This is a genomic window from Zobellia galactanivorans, from assembly GCF_000973105.1.
GTDB lineage: Bacteria > Bacteroidota > Bacteroidia > Flavobacteriales > Flavobacteriaceae > Zobellia > Zobellia galactanivorans.
Genome location: NC_015844.1, coordinates 4,218,896 through 4,235,869, shown reverse-complemented (window position 1 = coordinate 4,235,869; position 16,974 = coordinate 4,218,896). Strand labels below are relative to the sequence as shown.

Genomic DNA, 16,974 nt, shown 5'->3' with positions numbered 1-16,974 from the left:
AAATGATTAAGTCTCAAAACTAGATCTGCCGTATATGGTTAATCAACAAGTTTTTAAATAGAAGACATTCTGTAAAAACAAAGCTTCTGAAGGTACTTTGATGAATTGAGGGAAGTAAGGATCGAAAAGGGCCTAAACGTTAATATTATGTTAGCAAAACCCATAAGGCACAAGCATCCTAAAAAAGAGTGTACAGGCTTAAAAAGCCGCTCGATTAATCATATGTTCCATTATCAAAACCATTTACTCCATTTCAAATATTAGTTTTACCTTACCTTGTATCTCAAACGTGGATGATGTTTGGCAAAGCGATCTTAACAGCTTTATAGGACCCTAAAACGAGTCCACACGAGTAAAAAAAGAACAATTAACTATTGATCATTAGACAGACCATAACCCTTAATTCATTTTACTAAATGATGTTTGTAGTACCGAAAAGAATAAGTTTATATTGGTTTCTCGTCCTTGTTTACCTTGGCCCGACAATAAAGACCTTAGGGCAAAACCAAATTTCATTTCAACATATTTCTACGGAAGACGGACTCTCACAAAGTGATGTCAATGCCATATATCAAGACAAATATGGTTTCATGTGGTTTGGCACCCATGACGGCCTCAACAAATATGACGGTTATGAGTTTACCGTATACAATCTCGATGACAAGCATCCCGATAACATAAACAGTAACCTGATTTTTGATATCGTAGCCGATAATGAGGGAAATCTTTGGATCGGTACCACGGGCAACGGCCTCAATTTCTTCAATGTCACCACCGGGAAATTCACACAATACGTACATGACCCCAATGATCCTACGAGCATATCGAGCAACCACATCACCGATGTTTTTATCGATAGCAAACAACGCCTATGGGTAGGCACCAAAAACGGTCTCGACAAATTAGATCTCAATACAACGGGCGACAAGGTAAGCTTTGAACATTTTAATTCACAGGTTTCGACTACCATGGCCAAATACGACGGTTCCTTCGTAAGTATGATCTACGAAGACACAAAGGGCAGTCTATACGTTGGAGGCAAAGCGGGCCTGCACCGGCTGAAAAAAGACGAAAAAGGCAATGATTTTTTTGTAAACGTCACTACCGAGATCGGTCTTCCCCAAACCAATGTCAAAAGTATAACGGAAGACGCCACTGGACGCCTTTTTATGGCTACGGGAAGAGGGCTCTATTGCCAGACCAAAAACCCGGAAGAACCTTTCAAACGTTTTATTCAGGGGCATTTCAACAATATTTTATTGGACAAGGACAATCACATTTGGGCCGGATCCGACAACGGCCTCTATTATTTCGAGAATTTTACCGATGATAGACTGCCCGTTTTTTTAAAACGTTTTAGATACGACCCCAAAGACCCGACCAGCTTGAGCAAGAATATCGTCCGGTCGCTCTTTATAGATGATACAGGTATTATTTGGATCGGCGTGAACGGGGGCGGCATCAATACCTACGATCCAGAAAGAAAACAATTCCAACATGTAAGGAACACCTCCGCCCCACAGAGCTTAAGCTACGATAAAATCAGAGCCATGTTCGAAGACAGCAACGGCACCCTTTGGGTCGGTACCGAAGGTGGTGGACTCAATATGTTGAAAAAGGAAAACGATAGCGGGTCGTACAATAACTTTAAACATTTTAGATCCATTTCAAAGATTTTTGCCATTGAAGAGACCAAAATCGGCGCCAAAAAGACTTTGTTAATCGGTTCAGAGGGATTTCCGGGCCTCTATTTTCTAGATATTTCCGACCCGAACAAGGTATCTACTGAAGATTTGACCGGCACGAACTTGAATAATGGCGTATTCAGCCTTTTGACAGATTCCAACGAAAATATCTGGATCGGCACCTATAATTCGGGCGTTCATCGTTGGATAAAATCAGACACCATAGGACAGTTCAAAAAACAGTCGTTCAGCTTTTATCCAGGAAAACCTAGCTCCATTCCCAGCAATATTATACGATGCATACTCGAAGATCGAAAGGGCAACATCTGGCTCGCCACGGGAGACGGCCTCACCATGTTATCGGCCAAGGAACGCTACAAGAAACGGCCCAAGTTTATCGTATTCAAGAACGACCCCAACGACCCGAACTCGATTAGCCACAACTATGGCCTTTCATTATACGAAAGCAGCTCGGGCACCATATGGATCGGCACCTTCGGAGGCGGTTTGAACAAACTGATACCGGGTACCGATGAACAACCACCCACATTTAAGCACTATACCTCACAAAACGGCCTTCCGAACAATGTGATCAAAGGCATTTTGGAAGATGGCCAGCAAAACCTATGGCTTTCCACCAACAAAGGCCTTTCGCGTTTTGACCCCGAAAAGGAAACCTTTAAAAACTACAATTCAAGTGACGGACTCCAAGACAATGAATTTCAAGAGCTTGCCTGTTTAAAAAGGGCCGATGGCGAAATGCTTTTCGGAGGCGTAAACGGTTTCAATGCCTTCTACCCCGATGATATCCGAGAAAACAAATATCCAGCGAAGGCCGTCATTACCGACCTTTTGATTTCCAACCGATCCGTAGGAATTGGCGAAGAAATAAACGGAAGGGTCATTCTCGACAAAAACATCAGTAAAATCCCTGACCTTGAATTAAAATATAGTAACAATAACTTTTCCTTTGAGTTTGCCGCCCTTCATTACGCCGCTCCGACCAAGAATCAATTTGCCTACATGCTAGAAGGCTTTGATCAGGGCTGGACCCAGACCGATGCAAAGAAAAGATATGCCACTTACACCAATCTTAAGCCCGGCGACTATACCTTTAAGGTCAAAGCCTCGAACAACGATGGGGTCTGGAACGAAAACCCTACTAAGATCCATATCCGTATCATTCCTCCCTGGTGGCGCACCAACATCGCATACGTGTTCTATGGCCTCTTGGTTTTAGGCCTACTTTGGCTATTCTGGCGCTATACCTTTATCAGAACCTCGGAAAAACACCAGTTGGAACTCGAATCGGTCGAACGCGAAAGGTCTGCCGAATTACAGCGAATGAAACTGGAGTTCTTTACCAATATCTCCCATGAGTTCAGAACCCCCTTAACCTTGATCAAGGGGCCATTGGAGTACGTTCAGAACAACCTATCGAGCCTCGACCAAACCTCGTTAAAGGAGCAGCTCGCCCTAATGCAGAAAAACACGAATTACCTACTGCGCTTGGTCACCCAACTACTCGACTTTAGAAAGATTACCCAAGGAAAAATGAGATTGGTAATGCGAAATAGCGATATCGTAGCATTCATTCGTGAGGTTGCCGAACCCTTTCAATTTATGGCCCACAAACAATCTATAGATTTTGAAATAGATACCGATTCACCATCTTTGGTAACCTGGTTTGACCATGAGGCCCTTGAAAAAATCATGAACAATCTGGTCTCCAACGCCTTCAAGTTTACCGAGGCCGGAGGACACATAAAGGTTAAGATTTCGGAGGAAGTCATTGAAGGAAAGAACAAAGTAGTGATCAAGGTCAAAGATTCGGGTATAGGCATACCTAAGGATAAAATGTCAAAAATATTCGAACGTTTCAATTCGGTAAAGGAAAATGAAAAGAACCTAAAGATCAATCCGGAAGGTATAGGTATAGGACTGTCGTTTACTAAAAACTTGGTGGAGCTTCACCAAGGTAAAATAGAAGTATATAGCAAGCCTGAAAAAGGCACCAAATTTGTTGTTTACCTTCCCAAAGACAAAGAAGCCTATACCGATATCGACGAAATCAGTTGCAAGGATGTATCGGACAACGACTTTTTGGTAAGGTCTTCCGAAACCGAGTCCTTCGCTATCGGCCTTAACGATGACCTTATTGACGAAGGCATGTCTAAGACAAGATCTAAACTGCCCGTTCTTTTGGTCGTTGACGACAACCCCGATATTCGCACCTTTATCAGTAAGGTATTGGGCAAGACCTACACCGTATATAAGGCTGAAAACGGTAAAAAAGGACTAGAAATAGCCAAAAAAGTTATGCCGAACATTGTCATTTGTGACATTGTTATGCCGGTAATGGACGGTATTGAATTCTCCCGCATCTTAAAAAGCCAGCCCGAAACGAGTCATATCCCCATTATTATCCTGACCGCCAAATCTTCACAAGAAAGCGAGTTACAGAGTCTTGAACTGGGTGTGGACGAATATTTGCGAAAACCTTTTGACTTTGAGCTTTTGAAGCTTAAGCTTTCGAATATAATCAAGCGCAGGGAAACGTTAAGAAAGCGTTTCAACAGGAAAATCACCGTACAACCGAGCGAAGTAGTCGTCACCTCCATGGACGAGAAGTTTTTGAGCCAGGCCATAGCCATTGTCGAGAAACACATGATGAACACCGATTTCAACGTAGAAATGCTGGTAAAGGAAATGGGCTTGAGCCGAAGTACGCTCTATTTAAAGTTTAAGGAACTCACTGGATTATCGTCGAGTGAATTCATTAGAAGTGTACGCTTAAAACGCGCCGTACAACTCTTCAACCAAAGCAACTTTTCGGTTAAGGAAATCATGTACAAAACCGGTTTCAGCACCGCATCGTACTTTTCGAAATGTTTTAAAAAACAGTTCGGGGTGGTACCCAGCGAATACGTAAAGCAAATCAGCAAGAAGAAAGAATCTGCCAATACCGAATAAACACATCTTGGCATGACAAGGCCATAATCTAACATAAAATCAAATAGCGATCTATGGATACTACTTAAAGAAAAGCTCCCGAACGGAATAATATCTATTTCGATTCATTAGATTTACAACACCATTTTTAACCAGAGTACAAACCAATTACCCTAAAATTTAATCCTTTGAAAAAATTAACGCTTGCCCTTATCTCGGTACTGCTCTTTTCATGCAAAACCGAAAAAAAAGAAGTCCCCGCCCCAAAACCCAATGTAGTTTTCATCTTCGCCGATGATATGACCTATTCGGCCATCCATGCTTTGGGTAACAAAGAAATCCAAACCCCCAACCTAGATAAGTTAGTACAAAAAGGGACCACCTTTACCCATGCGTTTAACATGGGAGGATGGAACGGCGCTATCTGTGCCGCTTCAAGGGCCATGATCATTTCAGGACGCAAACTATGGGAAGTCAGCGAGTTCCGACACAATTGGAGCGAGGGTAAAGAATTCGATAAAACCTGGGGAAAACTCATGGAAGGTGCGGGTTACGACACCTATATGACCGGTAAATGGCACGTTGATGCCAAGGCCCAAAACGTTTTCCAGAATGTGGTCCACGTACGCCCCGGAATGCCCGGTGATGCATGGGCCAAGGAAAATATAGGCGCCAAGTTCAAAACACTCAAGGAATCGGGAAAAAAACCTGAAGATATTATGCCCGTGGGCTATAACAGGCCCCAGAACGAGAACGATACCACATGGACCCCGACCGATAAAAAGTTCGGAGGTTTCTGGCAAGGGGGCAAACACTGGAGCGAAGTCTTAAAAGACGATGCCCTTGGCTTTATTGAGCAGACCAAAACAAGCGAGAAGCCTTTCTTCATGTACCTGGCTTTTAACGCCCCACACGATCCAAGACAAGCCCCACAAGAGTTCGTAGACTTATACCCTATCGAAAACATCAGCGTTCCCGAAAGCTTTCTCCCCCTCTACCCTTATAAAGATGGAATGGGCAACGGCCCAAGTCTCAGGGATGAGGCCTTGGCGCCTTTCCCCAGAACGGAATACGCCATAAAAAAACATACCCAAGAGTACTACGCCCTGATTTCCCATCTTGATTTTCAGATCGGCCAGATTTTGGACGGATTGGAAAAAACCGGAAAAATGGATAATACCTATATCATCTTTACGGCCGATCACGGACTGGCCATGGGGAAACACGGTCTTATAGGAAAGCAAAGCCAATTTGACCATAGCATACGCGCCCCCTTTATGATCGTTGGCCCGAAAATACCCGAAAATAAAAAAATCGATGCCGATATCTATTTGCAGGATGCCATGGTTACCAGTTTAGAACTGGCCGGCATTGAAAAACCTGAATATGTATTTTTCAACAGTGTTATAGACCTCGTAAACGGGGAACGCAAAGAAAGTCACTATGATGCCATCTACAATGGCTATAGAGACTTACAGCGAATGATTCGTAAGGATGGGTACAAACTGATCGTTTATCCGAAAATGGATGTGGTATTGCTATACAACCTTAAAGCCGACCCACAGGAAATGAACGATTTGGCCTCCAACCCTGAATACAAGGAAAAGGTTGAAACCCTATTCGCCGAGTTAATACAACTTCAAAAAGATATGGACGATTCATTAGACATAAGCAAGGTGCTTCAAAACTACCAAGAAAAGAAGTAAACTACGCTTGCCATAGTAACTTAAAAATCCGGCCTATTCATAAGTCAATGAACAGGCCGGATTTTTTTATGCTTGTACCAAAACATCATCACAGACAGCATAAGTCCCTGTAAACCTACGGTGTAACAAACAAAAAAGTGCATCGACCATAAAACATCGATGCACTTAAAACTAACACAAAAAAAACAATCTTTTAAAAGAACTTTCCCTTAAATCGAAATCTCTAACACATGGGCGTATTCACCCGATTTATCACCTAAATCCTTAATCGTAAGGGCTTCCTTGGTTTGCTCAAAATCTATTTTAGCTTCGCTCCCCAAGAGTCTTACACCCTTGATATCCAAACCTTCGGCGTATGCATTGGCACTTCCTAGGGAGGCTATATCTATTTTACCGTCCTTCGGCCAAGCCAACATAATAGCATAGAGCTTATCTCCCTTTTGGGTAAACCGAATGTCTTGTCCTGTAAATTCTTTGTTCTTTCCTTCGGAATGATGTCCCTTCTTAACCTCTGTAGGACCTTCTCCAAAGGTTTTCCAATATCGGGTATCATATATGGCATCACCGTTAACGGCAAGCCAATCACCGATCTGCAACAAGATTTCCTTTTGGTCCTCAGGAATGGTTCCGTCTGACTTCGGGCCTACGTTCAACAATAGGTTTCCATTTTTAGAAACAATGTCTACCAAATCATCGATAATTTGGTTCGGGGTTTTTGAAATCCAGTTAGTAACGTGCGACCATGAATTTTTACCTATTGAAGTATCGGTCTGCCAAGGCAACTTACGAATACCCGGAAGTTTCCCCCTTTCAAGGTCATAGATTACGGTACCTTCGGGAAAAGCCTCATGACCAAAGTTTTTATCGTTGATCAAAACCTCTTTTCCCCATTCAATACCCTTATTATAGTAGTAAGCGGCCAACTTAGGTCGTAAATCGGCAAAATCTTCAATATCTACATAGAAGTCAAAATAAAGAATATCAGGTTGATAGTTGTCTACCAAGTCAATGGTTCGCTTCCACCAGCGTTCTTTGAATTTTTCGGAAACCGGTTCCTTAAGGTCTTTTCCTTTGCTCGAATATAGGTCGGCGTACTCAGGGTCTACCGTATCGAACTTATCTTTCTTATTGTAAAAAGACCAGTTAAAGGCAAAATGCGACGATGCCCCCATCTTTAGGCCTTGTGCCCTACCCTCTTTGAACAGTTCGCCCAAGACATCCCTTTTAGGGCCCATATCGTAAGCATTCCAGCGGGTCGTATTCGATTTGTACATGGCAAAACCATCGTGGTGATCCGCCACCGGCACCACATAACGGGCTCCCGACCGTTTAAAAAGGTCGATCCATTCCTTGGCGTCGAATTTTTCGGCCTTGAACATGGGGATAAAATCTTTGTAACCAAACTCCTTTTGATCTCCCCAGGTCTTTTTATGATGTGTATAGGTTGCATTGGGTCCTTTCTTACCGGGTTTTAAGGTAGCAGAAAAGGTTGCGGTATCCATATACATCTGCCTAGGATACCATTCCGAACCAAAAGCAGGTACCGAATAGGCGCCCCAATGGATAAAAATTCCAAATTTATCATCGCTGAACCATTTAGGGTCTTTATAGTTTTTCTTGATAGATTCCCAATTCGGCTGAAACACTTTAGCTGTATCCGCAGCGCTCAACTGAGCCGTATTCTTCCCTTTCTTTTTATCTGAACTACCACAAGAAGCAATACAGACAATAGCGACAGACATTGCCGCTAAGTGTTTTAAATTCATAAGTAATGGTTGTTATTGACGATGCTATTTTTTACCGTCATGTTTACCTTGGCTAAATTCTATTTTTATAGACGATCGCCGCGCCACGAATGTTCTAAAGGCTACAACAAATGGGCATTTTAAATTTCTTGTCGCCCTATACCTAGTAAAGCAAGGCTTCTCTTTCTGTCTGGAACTTGACAATAAATTGACATCGGTGCTTTCCTGATATTTTCGGCATATCCAGTCAAACCGAGACGAATTTGGACCACTTAGGGCCCGCAACCGCCAAAAAAACCATCTGTTCTATTTTTTCGGTTGTACGTGGTCTTTTTCCACATAATTATTTTAGAATTTCACCACAACAAATATTAACGTAAAATGATGTTACGAAACAGCTTTCTTTTTATTCTTTTACTACAGTTCTCTTTTTCATTCGCCCAACTGAATACCGAGGCCGCTTATGGCGACATATCTTTCAATACGGATTGGCGTTTTCAAAAAGGTGATCCCGCCGGAGCCGAAAAAAGTTCGTTTAACGATGCCGCTTGGCGGCAATTAGACCTACCACATGATTGGGCCATTGAAGGCCCCTTCGACAAAAAATACAACGCCCGTACGGGGGGCTTGCCCGTACACGGTACTGCTTGGTACCGCAAACATTTTACTATCGACAAAAAATACGCCGGTCAACAAATAGCAATTGCCTTCGATGGTATTATGAACAATAGCAAGGTCTATATCAATGGAACCTTCGTAGGCGAACGCCCTTTTGGCTATATGGGGTTTGAAGTCGATTTGACGCCCTACATCAAATTCGGGGAAGAAAACGTAATCTCCATTCGGGTCGCCCCCGAAGATTTAGCTTCCCGCTGGTACTCCGGAGCGGGTATCTACCGAAATACCTATCTAAAAATAAACAGCCCCGTTCATGTTCCCCAATGGGGCACCTACATTACCACGCCCGAGGTTTCCGATCAAAAGGCCATCGTAAAAATAGAAACGACCGTCAAGAATGCCGTTGACAAAAAAGCAAGGGTGACCATGACCACTACAATTCTAGATGCCCATAAAAAGGAAGTGGCCTCGAACAGCCAAAAAATCAAACTCGATAAATCTTCCGAGCAAGTCGTTATAGAAGAAATAGCAGTAAACTCCCCTACCCGATGGGATATTGAACATCCGTATCTGTACGAAGTAGTGACCCAGATCAAAAAGGGCAATACCTTAATAGACGAATACCACAGCACCCTGGGTATCCGTACCATTTCCTTCGATGCAAAAAAAGGATTCTTCCTTAATGAAAAGCCCGTAGAACTTAACGGGGTATGCATGCACCATGACCTTGGTCCCTTGGGTGCCGCGGTAAACTATAGGGCTACCGAACGCCAAATGCAAATTATGCAAAGTATGGGGGTAAATGCCTTGCGAACAAGTCACAACCCTCCTTCCCCCGAAATGCTCGAGGTTTGCGATAAACTAGGCATTGTCGTCATAGATGAAGCCTTTGACGAATGGAAAATACCAAAGGTCATAAACGGTTACAACAAATTCTTTGACGAATGGCACGAACGCGATTTACGGGATATGATTAAGAGAGACCGCAACCATCCGTCCATAATTATGTGGAGTATTGGTAACGAAATCATAGAACAACGTGAAAAAGACGGTTGGAAAGTCGCCAAAATGCTAAACGACATCTGTCACGATGAAGACCATACCCGACCTACCACGGCCGGTTTCAACAACTACGGCGGGGCTTTTAAAAACAAACTAGCCTATCAGATAGATATCGTTGGCCTGAACTACAAGCCTTATGATTATGCCGCTACTATAAAGGAAAATCCCGGTATGATCCTCTATGGCTCCGAAACCTCATCGCAGACCAGTAGCCGTGGCTCCTATCATCTGCCCATAACTTACGACCACCAAAAAGAAACCCTGCAAGTATCGAGTTACGACGTAACGGTAGGACCACCTTGGGCCTATCCTCCCGATGTTGAATTTGACGTACAGGCCGAAAACCCTTCTTTTTTAGGGGAATTTATGTGGACGGGCTTCGATTATCTCGGCGAACCCACTCCTTATGGCGGCCGAGACAATTCTACGGATGGCTATTGGAACGCCGATTGGCCCGTACATGCCTCTTACTTTGCCCCAGTAGATCTATGTGGGTTTCCCAAAGACAGATACTATCTCTACCAAAGCCAATGGACCACAAAACCTATGGTTCACGTATTGCCACATTGGAATTGGGAAGGAAAGGAAGGGGAAGAAATTCCCGTATTCGCCTATACCAACTGCGATGAAGTTGAATTGATCGTGAACGGAAAATCAATGGGAAGAAAAGTAAAAGGAGTCGATACTACCGATATCCCAGCGGAATTCCGTGGATTTGAAAAAGGAATGTACACATCTAAATACAGATTAAGCTGGAATGTTCCTTACCAACCCGGAAGCTTAAAAGTAATTGGTTATAAAGACGGAAAAGCCGTGGCCGAAAAAACCATCAAAACCGCTAAAAAGGCATCAAACATTCGCCTAACGCCAGATCGTACCGAAATCACGGCAGACGGAAAAGACCTTTCCTTTATCGAGGTCGATATTACGGATGCCGATGGCAACCTAATACCCTTAGCCGACAACCAAGTGCACTTTAGCGTTGAAGGCGTAGGAAGTCTTGTTGCCGTGGGCAACGGAAACCCAGCCTCTTTAGAATCGTTTCAAGACACTAAGATCAAGGCTTTTAACGGAAAATGTTTAGTTATAGTGAAATCTGCCAAGGCAGCAGGGAACATCACAATATCAGCCACTTCCAAAGGACTAGAGAGCTCAAAAATCATAGTAAGGACAAAGTAATCCAAATGAAAATATCTCAATTCATCTGTTTTGCCATATGCTCATTGTTTTATTGGCAGGCAGTTGCCACAGATTTTAATGTGCTTGACTATGGCGCTAAGGCAGATGGAGTGACGGTAGACACCAGAGCCGTTCAAGATGCTATTGATGCCTGTACCAAAAATGGCGGCGGCCGAGTTTTGATTCCGGCCGGCAAAACCGTGGTCACGGGTACGATTTACTTAAAGGATTTTGTTACCCTCCATATTGAAAACGGAGCCACACTCCTTGGGAGCCCGAATTACCGTGACTACGCAACGGACACCCATAAGAACATGTACAAGAACGAACCGCACATGGACCGTTGTTTGATCTTTGCCAAAGACGCACGCTCCATTGCCATTGAGGGTTATGGTACAATTGACGGAAATGGACATCAAAAAAACTTCAACAAGAAAAAAGGAGGCAGGCCTATGATGATTCGGTTTGTTAATGTGAAAGACATCCATCTGAATAACATTACCCTTATCAACCCTGCCGCATGGACCTCTGCTTGGCTCTACTGTGATAATATTTCGGTGAGCGGCATCACTATCATCAGTCGGGTAAACAATAACGGAGACGGCCTCGATTTTGACGGATGCACGAACGTTCGCGTAACCAACAGCAATTTTGACAATAGTGACGACAGCATTTGCCTGCAGGCCTCAAGACCCGATAAACCTTGCAAAAACATTACGGTCAGCAATTGCCATTTTAGTACCAAATGGGGCGGAATGCGCATCGGCCTCCTCTCTCGGGGAAATATCGAATCGGTTACGGTGACCAACTGTACTTTTAAGGATATTCAGGATTCGGGACTTAAGATCCAGCAATGCGAAGGAGGTGAAATGAAGAACATGGTCTTTAGTAATTTGGTGATGGAAAATGTGCCACGCCCCATTTTTATGACCTTCGCCCAGCAACGTGCCTCAGTCGATACACCGGAAGGCCAATTAGAGCCGCTAAAAAGTATGCACAACTTTAGCTTTAGCAATATTGTGGTAGACAATTCCAAGCTTGATAAAAACTCAACCTTTTTTTTGACCGGGTTTCCAGGACATCGTATAGAAGACATTACCATTACGGATGTTCAATTTACGGTATCCGGCGGAGGAACGGTGGAGGATGCAAAAAAAACAGATCTCAAAGAATACACCCAAGAAGTACTTAATGGCTGGTGGCCCGAATTCAGCTTGGTCGGTACCCTGCCCGCTTCGGGACTTTACGCTCGCCATATCAACGGCTTGGTCGTTGACAATTTCAGTATTAAAACGATAAACGAAGACCAAAGAGCCCCCATAGTCCTAAAAAATGTTGAAAACGTGGAAGTAAACAGGATTTACCTCAACAAAAAAAAGCTCAGCAAAGACCAAATCCAAAACAACTAAAATGAAGGATAAGTTACACTTTACAAGTCTATTGATAGCCTGTATGCTATTTGTCGGCTGCAACCCTAAATCAGACGTCTACAAGGCTACCGATTTTGGGGCCATTGCCAATGGAAAAACCGTAAATACGGAAGCCATACAGCGTGCCATTGACGCTTGTAACGAAGGAGGAGGCGGTACAGTGATCCTTGATAAAGGGGATTATGTTTCGGGAACGCTGCTACTGAAAGACAAGGTTACGCTTCATATTGCCGAAGATGCCCAACTGATAGGAAGCTCCAATCCCTTAGATTACCAGAGCATCGATACCTTTACCGATGCTACGGGACAAAAACGGGGCAACTGCCTTATCGGCGCAAAAAATGCCACGAACATTGCCGTAACCGGAAAAGGGACTATCGATGGAAACGGGGAAGCCTTCCTTGCAAAAAATATAAAGGCAAAAATTAAGGAGCTGAACCTTGCCCAAACCGAAGGTTTTGGCTCAAACAGGCCCTTTCTTCTGCGCTTTGTTAATTCCTCCCAGATTAAGGTACAGGATGTTCACTTACGCCAACCGGCCGCATGGACATGCCACTTCTACCAATCCAATGACATCCTGGTCGAGAACGTATCTATTTACAGCCATGCCCATAAAAACAACGATGGTATTGATCTAGATTCCAGTTACGATGCCATTATTAAAAACTGCGACATCAATACAGGTGATGATGCCATTTGCATCAAAACTACGAGTCCAAAACCCACCTATAACGTACAGGTTAGCGATTGCAAACTCAGAAGCGACTGGGGTTCGATCAAGTTCGGCACGGAGTCTATGGGAGATATGTACAACATCGATATTACAAACTGCCAAATTTACGATACTAAGGGCGGCGGTATCAAGGTTTTGAGTGTTGACGGGGCCAATATTCACGATGTGACCATAGACGGTATTCAGATGGACCGAGTAGATATGCCCATTTTCATTCGTCTTGGAGAACGCCTACGCACCTATCGCAATGCCGAAAAACAAGAAGTTGGCTCTATTACCGATGTAATCATCAAAAATGTAAAAGGCAGTGCACGGGCCCTCGATAGCTCTAGGGTAAATCCGCCTTCAGGTATATTGATGACGGGCACTCCCAACCATAAAATCGGGAAAATCCTCCTAGAGAACATTGAACTGGAATTGCCCGGTGGTGGGATCGAAGAACACACAATGGCCACGGTTGCGGAAGATGAAACCCGCTACCCTGAGTTCAGCTTCTTTACAGTACTGCCTGCCTACGGCCTTTACGGAAGACATATAGAAAATCTGCAAACCAACAACGTCGTGTTCACGTTAAACGGCACCGATAAAAGAGAATCTCAAGTTTTAGTGGACACCCATACAACCCTATCAGAATAACATTATGAATTTCAAAAAGCAATTCACCGTTTACGTTTTAGTCTTTTTCAGCGCACTCTTGGGCCTTCCTATCCAAGCCCAAAAGCGCAAAACAAAAAAGAAAGACCAACCCAATGTACTCATCATCTATACCGATGACCACCGTTTTTCAGGTGTTCATGCCTTGGGTGGAATGCAAGTAAAAACACCAAATATAGATGCCTTGATAGCCGATGGGGTATCATTTTCCAACGGTTACTTGATGGGCGCATTTTCCGGGGCCACTTGCGTACCTAGCAGGGCTATGCTATTGACCGGAAGAAACGTATTCGATCTACAGGGACAAGGACACAGTATTCCTCCCGAACATACCACCATAGGCGAAGCGTTGCAAGCTAATGACTACAACACCCATATCGTGGGAAAATGGCACCAAGACAATGCTTCCTTGGCGCGCTCCTTCGATTCGGGAGACCGGCTTATGTCAAGAGGCCTTTACCTCATCGACCATTTTCGTATGCCCTTGTGGGATTGGAAAAAAGATGGCGACTACAAATTTGAAGACGGCTACCTATTGGAATATGATAAAAACGGAAAAGTCGTTCGAAGACCGATAAGCAAAGAAGATAAAAGAGGTCCGACCGGTACGAAGAAAAATGGCCCACATACCTCTGAAATCTATGCAGAAAGTGCTTCAGAGTATATTAAGGGCTACAAGAAAAAAAATCCTTTCTTTATGTATCTGGCATTTCACGCGCCCCACGACCCACGACAGGCACCACAAGAATATAAAGATATGTACCCTGTTGAAGACATTGTACTCCCCCCTTCCTATATGGCGCAACATCCTTTTGACAACGGCGATATGTTCCTAAGGGACGAAGAACTGGCCGTATGGCCTCGAACACCGGAAGTAGCCAAACAAGAACTTTCCGATTATTATGCCATTATTACCCATTTAGATGCCCAAATAGGCAAAGTCATCGCTTCATTAAAAGAAAGTGGGGCCTATAAGAATACCCTAATCGTTTTTGCCGGTGATAGCGGTCTGGCCGTAGGTAACCATGGCCTGATGGGCAAACAGAATATTTATGACGAAGACGGGGTTCATATTCCCCTTATCTTTTCAGGAAACCTCATAAAAGATAAAGGCAGTAAGAGAGATGCCCTGGCCTATAACTTCGATATCTTTCCTACCATCTGCGCTTTTATAGGTGTAGACATTCCAAGTTCCGTGACCGGCAAAAGCCTATTGCCCGTTATCAACAAAGAGAAGGCCAGTGTTCGCGATTATACCTATCATGCCTACAAACAATTCCAAAGGGCCTATAGAAAAGGGGATTATAAACTCATCGAATACGTACGCGCCAAAAATTACGACAAGAAAAATGGTGAAACCGTAAAAGGATCCCGTGTTACCCAATTGTTCAATATAAAAAACGACCCTTGGGAAGTCTACGACCTTTCCTTCTTTCCCGAATACGCCGATCAGGTGAAGACCATGCGTAAGGAAATGAAAGAGAAAGCCAAAGAATTGGGCGATATCAAGGAAAATATTGAGGGAGAGAAATACGGGTTTTGGGAGTTTTATTGAATTCAGACAATTTAAAAACCGCTTCAAAACCAGAACAATGAAAGTCACAAACCACAAAACCCTATGGGCCTTGCTAGGAAGCATCATCATTTCCTCCAATGCAATGGCCCAAGAAAAACCGAACATCATCCTTTTGTATGCCGATGATATTAGCGCTCGGGAACTTCCCATTTACGGTTCTACGGTTTGGAGTCCTCCGAAAGGGGGCAACAGCTCCGATATTCAATACCGCGCCAAAACCCCGGTACTAAACCAACTGGCCGAAGAAGGCTGTTATATAAAGACCGCTTGGGCAGCCACGGTATGCGGCCCAAGTAGGGCCATGATGATGACCGGTAGATATGCCCACTTACACAAATGGTGGCATAACAAAGACAAGGGCAAGGCACCCGACGGCAAGGGCTCTTGGAACTTATACGATAGTTCCCCCCACTCCATTGCAAATGTGGCCAAAGCGGGTGGGTATGCCACTTTTTGGGCGGGAAAAACCCAAATGAACATAGAGGGCTTCGCTTTTGACGAAGGCTGTTTTACCCCTGGTGAAGGCTCTTACAACAAAGCCATTCATACTACGGACTTCCGGTTAGAGACTAGAAAAGTAAACGGGAAAAAGAAGATTTTCAATGCGGATACCAATAAAGAAATTCACAAGAAAAGCTATGTGCAATCCGGTTGGTACTGGAAACCGCACGTACAACTCATGAACCACCCGGGCACCAACAAAAAGCTGGTTTGGTGGCCGAACACTAAAAAGGCAAAAAAAGAATTTGGCCTGAACACCTTTGGTCCCGATGTAGAACTCGATTTCATCTTTGAGTTCATGGAAAGAAAACAAAAGGAAGGCGAACCCTTCTTTGTTTACCACACCAGCCACCTAGGTCATGATGCATGGGACTTTCTTCACCCAGGTTCTGGAAACAAATGGCCCGGCACCCCGAAGATTAACTGGGACGGCACCAAATACTCCCGTATCGAACCCCATATCACCGGAGACAAGGGAGTATACAACACCCATGGTACGGTTACCGAAAGTGGTATCCACCATCACATCAACTATCTCGATTATCAAGTTTGGCAGTACATAAACAAATTCAAGGAGCTCGGTATCGAAAACAACACCATTTTCATTTTCTGTGCCGACAATGGTACGAGCGGTTATGGGAAATCGAGCCCTATTTCGCAAAAGGGAACCCATGTCCCCTTGATTATCTATGCCCCCGGTATGCATATGACCAAGAAAGGCTTACAAGATGTGTTGGTGAATATCTCAGATATGCTTCCTACCATTGCCGACATTGCCCAGGTTGAAATACCCGACAGCTACGAAATTAACGGAGAAAGCTTGCTTCCGTTTTTAACTACCGATAAAAAAACACATAGAAATTGGATTTACGCATATCATAAGGAAACCCAGATCGTAAGAGGAAATCTTGTTCTAAAGGATGGAAACAATGTCTGGTACGATGTGAGCCGAACACCCGAAGACCTGATCAGTTTTCCAAAAATCACCGACTGGGGCAAAGTATCGCAAGCCCATAGAAAAGAACGCGATGAACTATTGCGGGTCATTCCTCAATATGACCTTCATGAAACGGCACATGACGCTCCGGTGAACGGCATAGGCCCCGTAACTCCGCTAATCTTAAAAAAATAAT

8 protein-coding genes are annotated in these 16,974 nt (G+C 43.9%); 7 read left to right on the top strand and 1 reads right to left on the bottom strand.

Annotated elements, in window-relative coordinates; all coding sequences use genetic code 11:
* Positions 1–416 precede the first annotated feature (416 nt).
* Complete coding sequence (locus ZOBGAL_RS17080; protein ID WP_013994964.1) at positions 417–4,658, top strand: two-component regulator propeller domain-containing protein; 4,242 nt, start codon at positions 417–419, stop codon at positions 4,656–4,658.
* A gap of 167 nt (positions 4,659–4,825) precedes the next feature.
* Positions 4,826–6,343, top strand: coding sequence for a sulfatase-like hydrolase/transferase (locus ZOBGAL_RS17075; RefSeq protein WP_013994963.1), 1,518 nt, complete (start codon positions 4,826–4,828; stop codon positions 6,341–6,343).
* Between the two features lie 209 nt (positions 6,344–6,552).
* On the opposite strand, the gene ZOBGAL_RS17070 is transcribed toward ZOBGAL_RS17075, so the two are convergent.
* Positions 6,553–8,109: an alpha-L-fucosidase gene (locus tag ZOBGAL_RS17070; RefSeq protein ID WP_013994962.1), complete on the bottom strand. Its 1,557-nt coding sequence runs from the start codon at positions 8,107–8,109 to the stop codon at positions 6,553–6,555.
* 360 nt (positions 8,110–8,469) lie between these two features.
* Here ZOBGAL_RS17070 and galB point away from each other — a divergent pair, with 360 nt between their 5' ends.
* From galB to ZOBGAL_RS17045, 5 genes are read left to right on the top strand one after another with little or no spacing between them, the layout of a single operon-like run.
* Positions 8,470–10,947 (top strand): beta-galactosidase GalB, encoded by a 2,478-nt coding sequence (gene galB, locus ZOBGAL_RS17065; protein ID WP_013994961.1) that lies wholly within the window; start codon positions 8,470–8,472, stop codon positions 10,945–10,947.
* Positions 10,948–10,952: 5 nt separating this feature from the next.
* Entirely contained in the window at positions 10,953–12,356 is a 1,404-nt protein-coding gene (locus tag ZOBGAL_RS17060) for a glycoside hydrolase family 28 protein (protein ID WP_013994960.1), read from the top strand.
* A gap of 1 nt (position 12,357) precedes the next feature.
* A complete protein-coding gene (locus ZOBGAL_RS17055) occupies positions 12,358–13,746 on the top strand; it encodes a glycoside hydrolase family 28 protein (protein ID WP_013994959.1) in 1,389 nt (462 codons plus the stop codon).
* A 4-nt stretch (positions 13,747–13,750) separates the two neighbouring features.
* Positions 13,751–15,319, top strand: coding sequence for a sulfatase-like hydrolase/transferase (locus ZOBGAL_RS17050; protein ID WP_013994958.1), 1,569 nt, complete (start codon positions 13,751–13,753; stop codon positions 15,317–15,319).
* 37 nt (positions 15,320–15,356) lie between these two features.
* Positions 15,357–16,973: a sulfatase-like hydrolase/transferase gene (locus tag ZOBGAL_RS17045; protein ID WP_013994957.1), complete on the top strand. Its 1,617-nt coding sequence runs from the start codon at positions 15,357–15,359 to the stop codon at positions 16,971–16,973.
* Position 16,974 lies beyond the last annotated feature (1 nt).

What these genes read in the sequence shown, in the direction of transcription:
- ZOBGAL_RS17055 (WP_013994959.1), top strand. Translation starts at nt 12,358, where the DNA reads ATGAAGGATAAGTTACACTTTACAAGTCTATTGATAGCCTGTATGCTA.
- ZOBGAL_RS17060 (WP_013994960.1), top strand. Translation starts at nt 10,953, where the DNA reads ATGAAAATATCTCAATTCATCTGTTTTGCCATATGCTCATTGTTTTAT.
- ZOBGAL_RS17070 (WP_013994962.1), bottom strand. Translation starts at nt 8,109, where the DNA reads ATGAATTTAAAACACTTAGCGGCAATGTCTGTCGCTATTGTCTGTATT.
- galB (WP_013994961.1), top strand. Translation starts at nt 8,470, where the DNA reads ATGATGTTACGAAACAGCTTTCTTTTTATTCTTTTACTACAGTTCTCT.
- ZOBGAL_RS17045 (WP_013994957.1), top strand. Translation starts at nt 15,357, where the DNA reads ATGAAAGTCACAAACCACAAAACCCTATGGGCCTTGCTAGGAAGCATC.
- ZOBGAL_RS17080 (WP_013994964.1), top strand. Translation starts at nt 417, where the DNA reads ATGATGTTTGTAGTACCGAAAAGAATAAGTTTATATTGGTTTCTCGTC.
- ZOBGAL_RS17050 (WP_013994958.1), top strand. Translation starts at nt 13,751, where the DNA reads ATGAATTTCAAAAAGCAATTCACCGTTTACGTTTTAGTCTTTTTCAGC.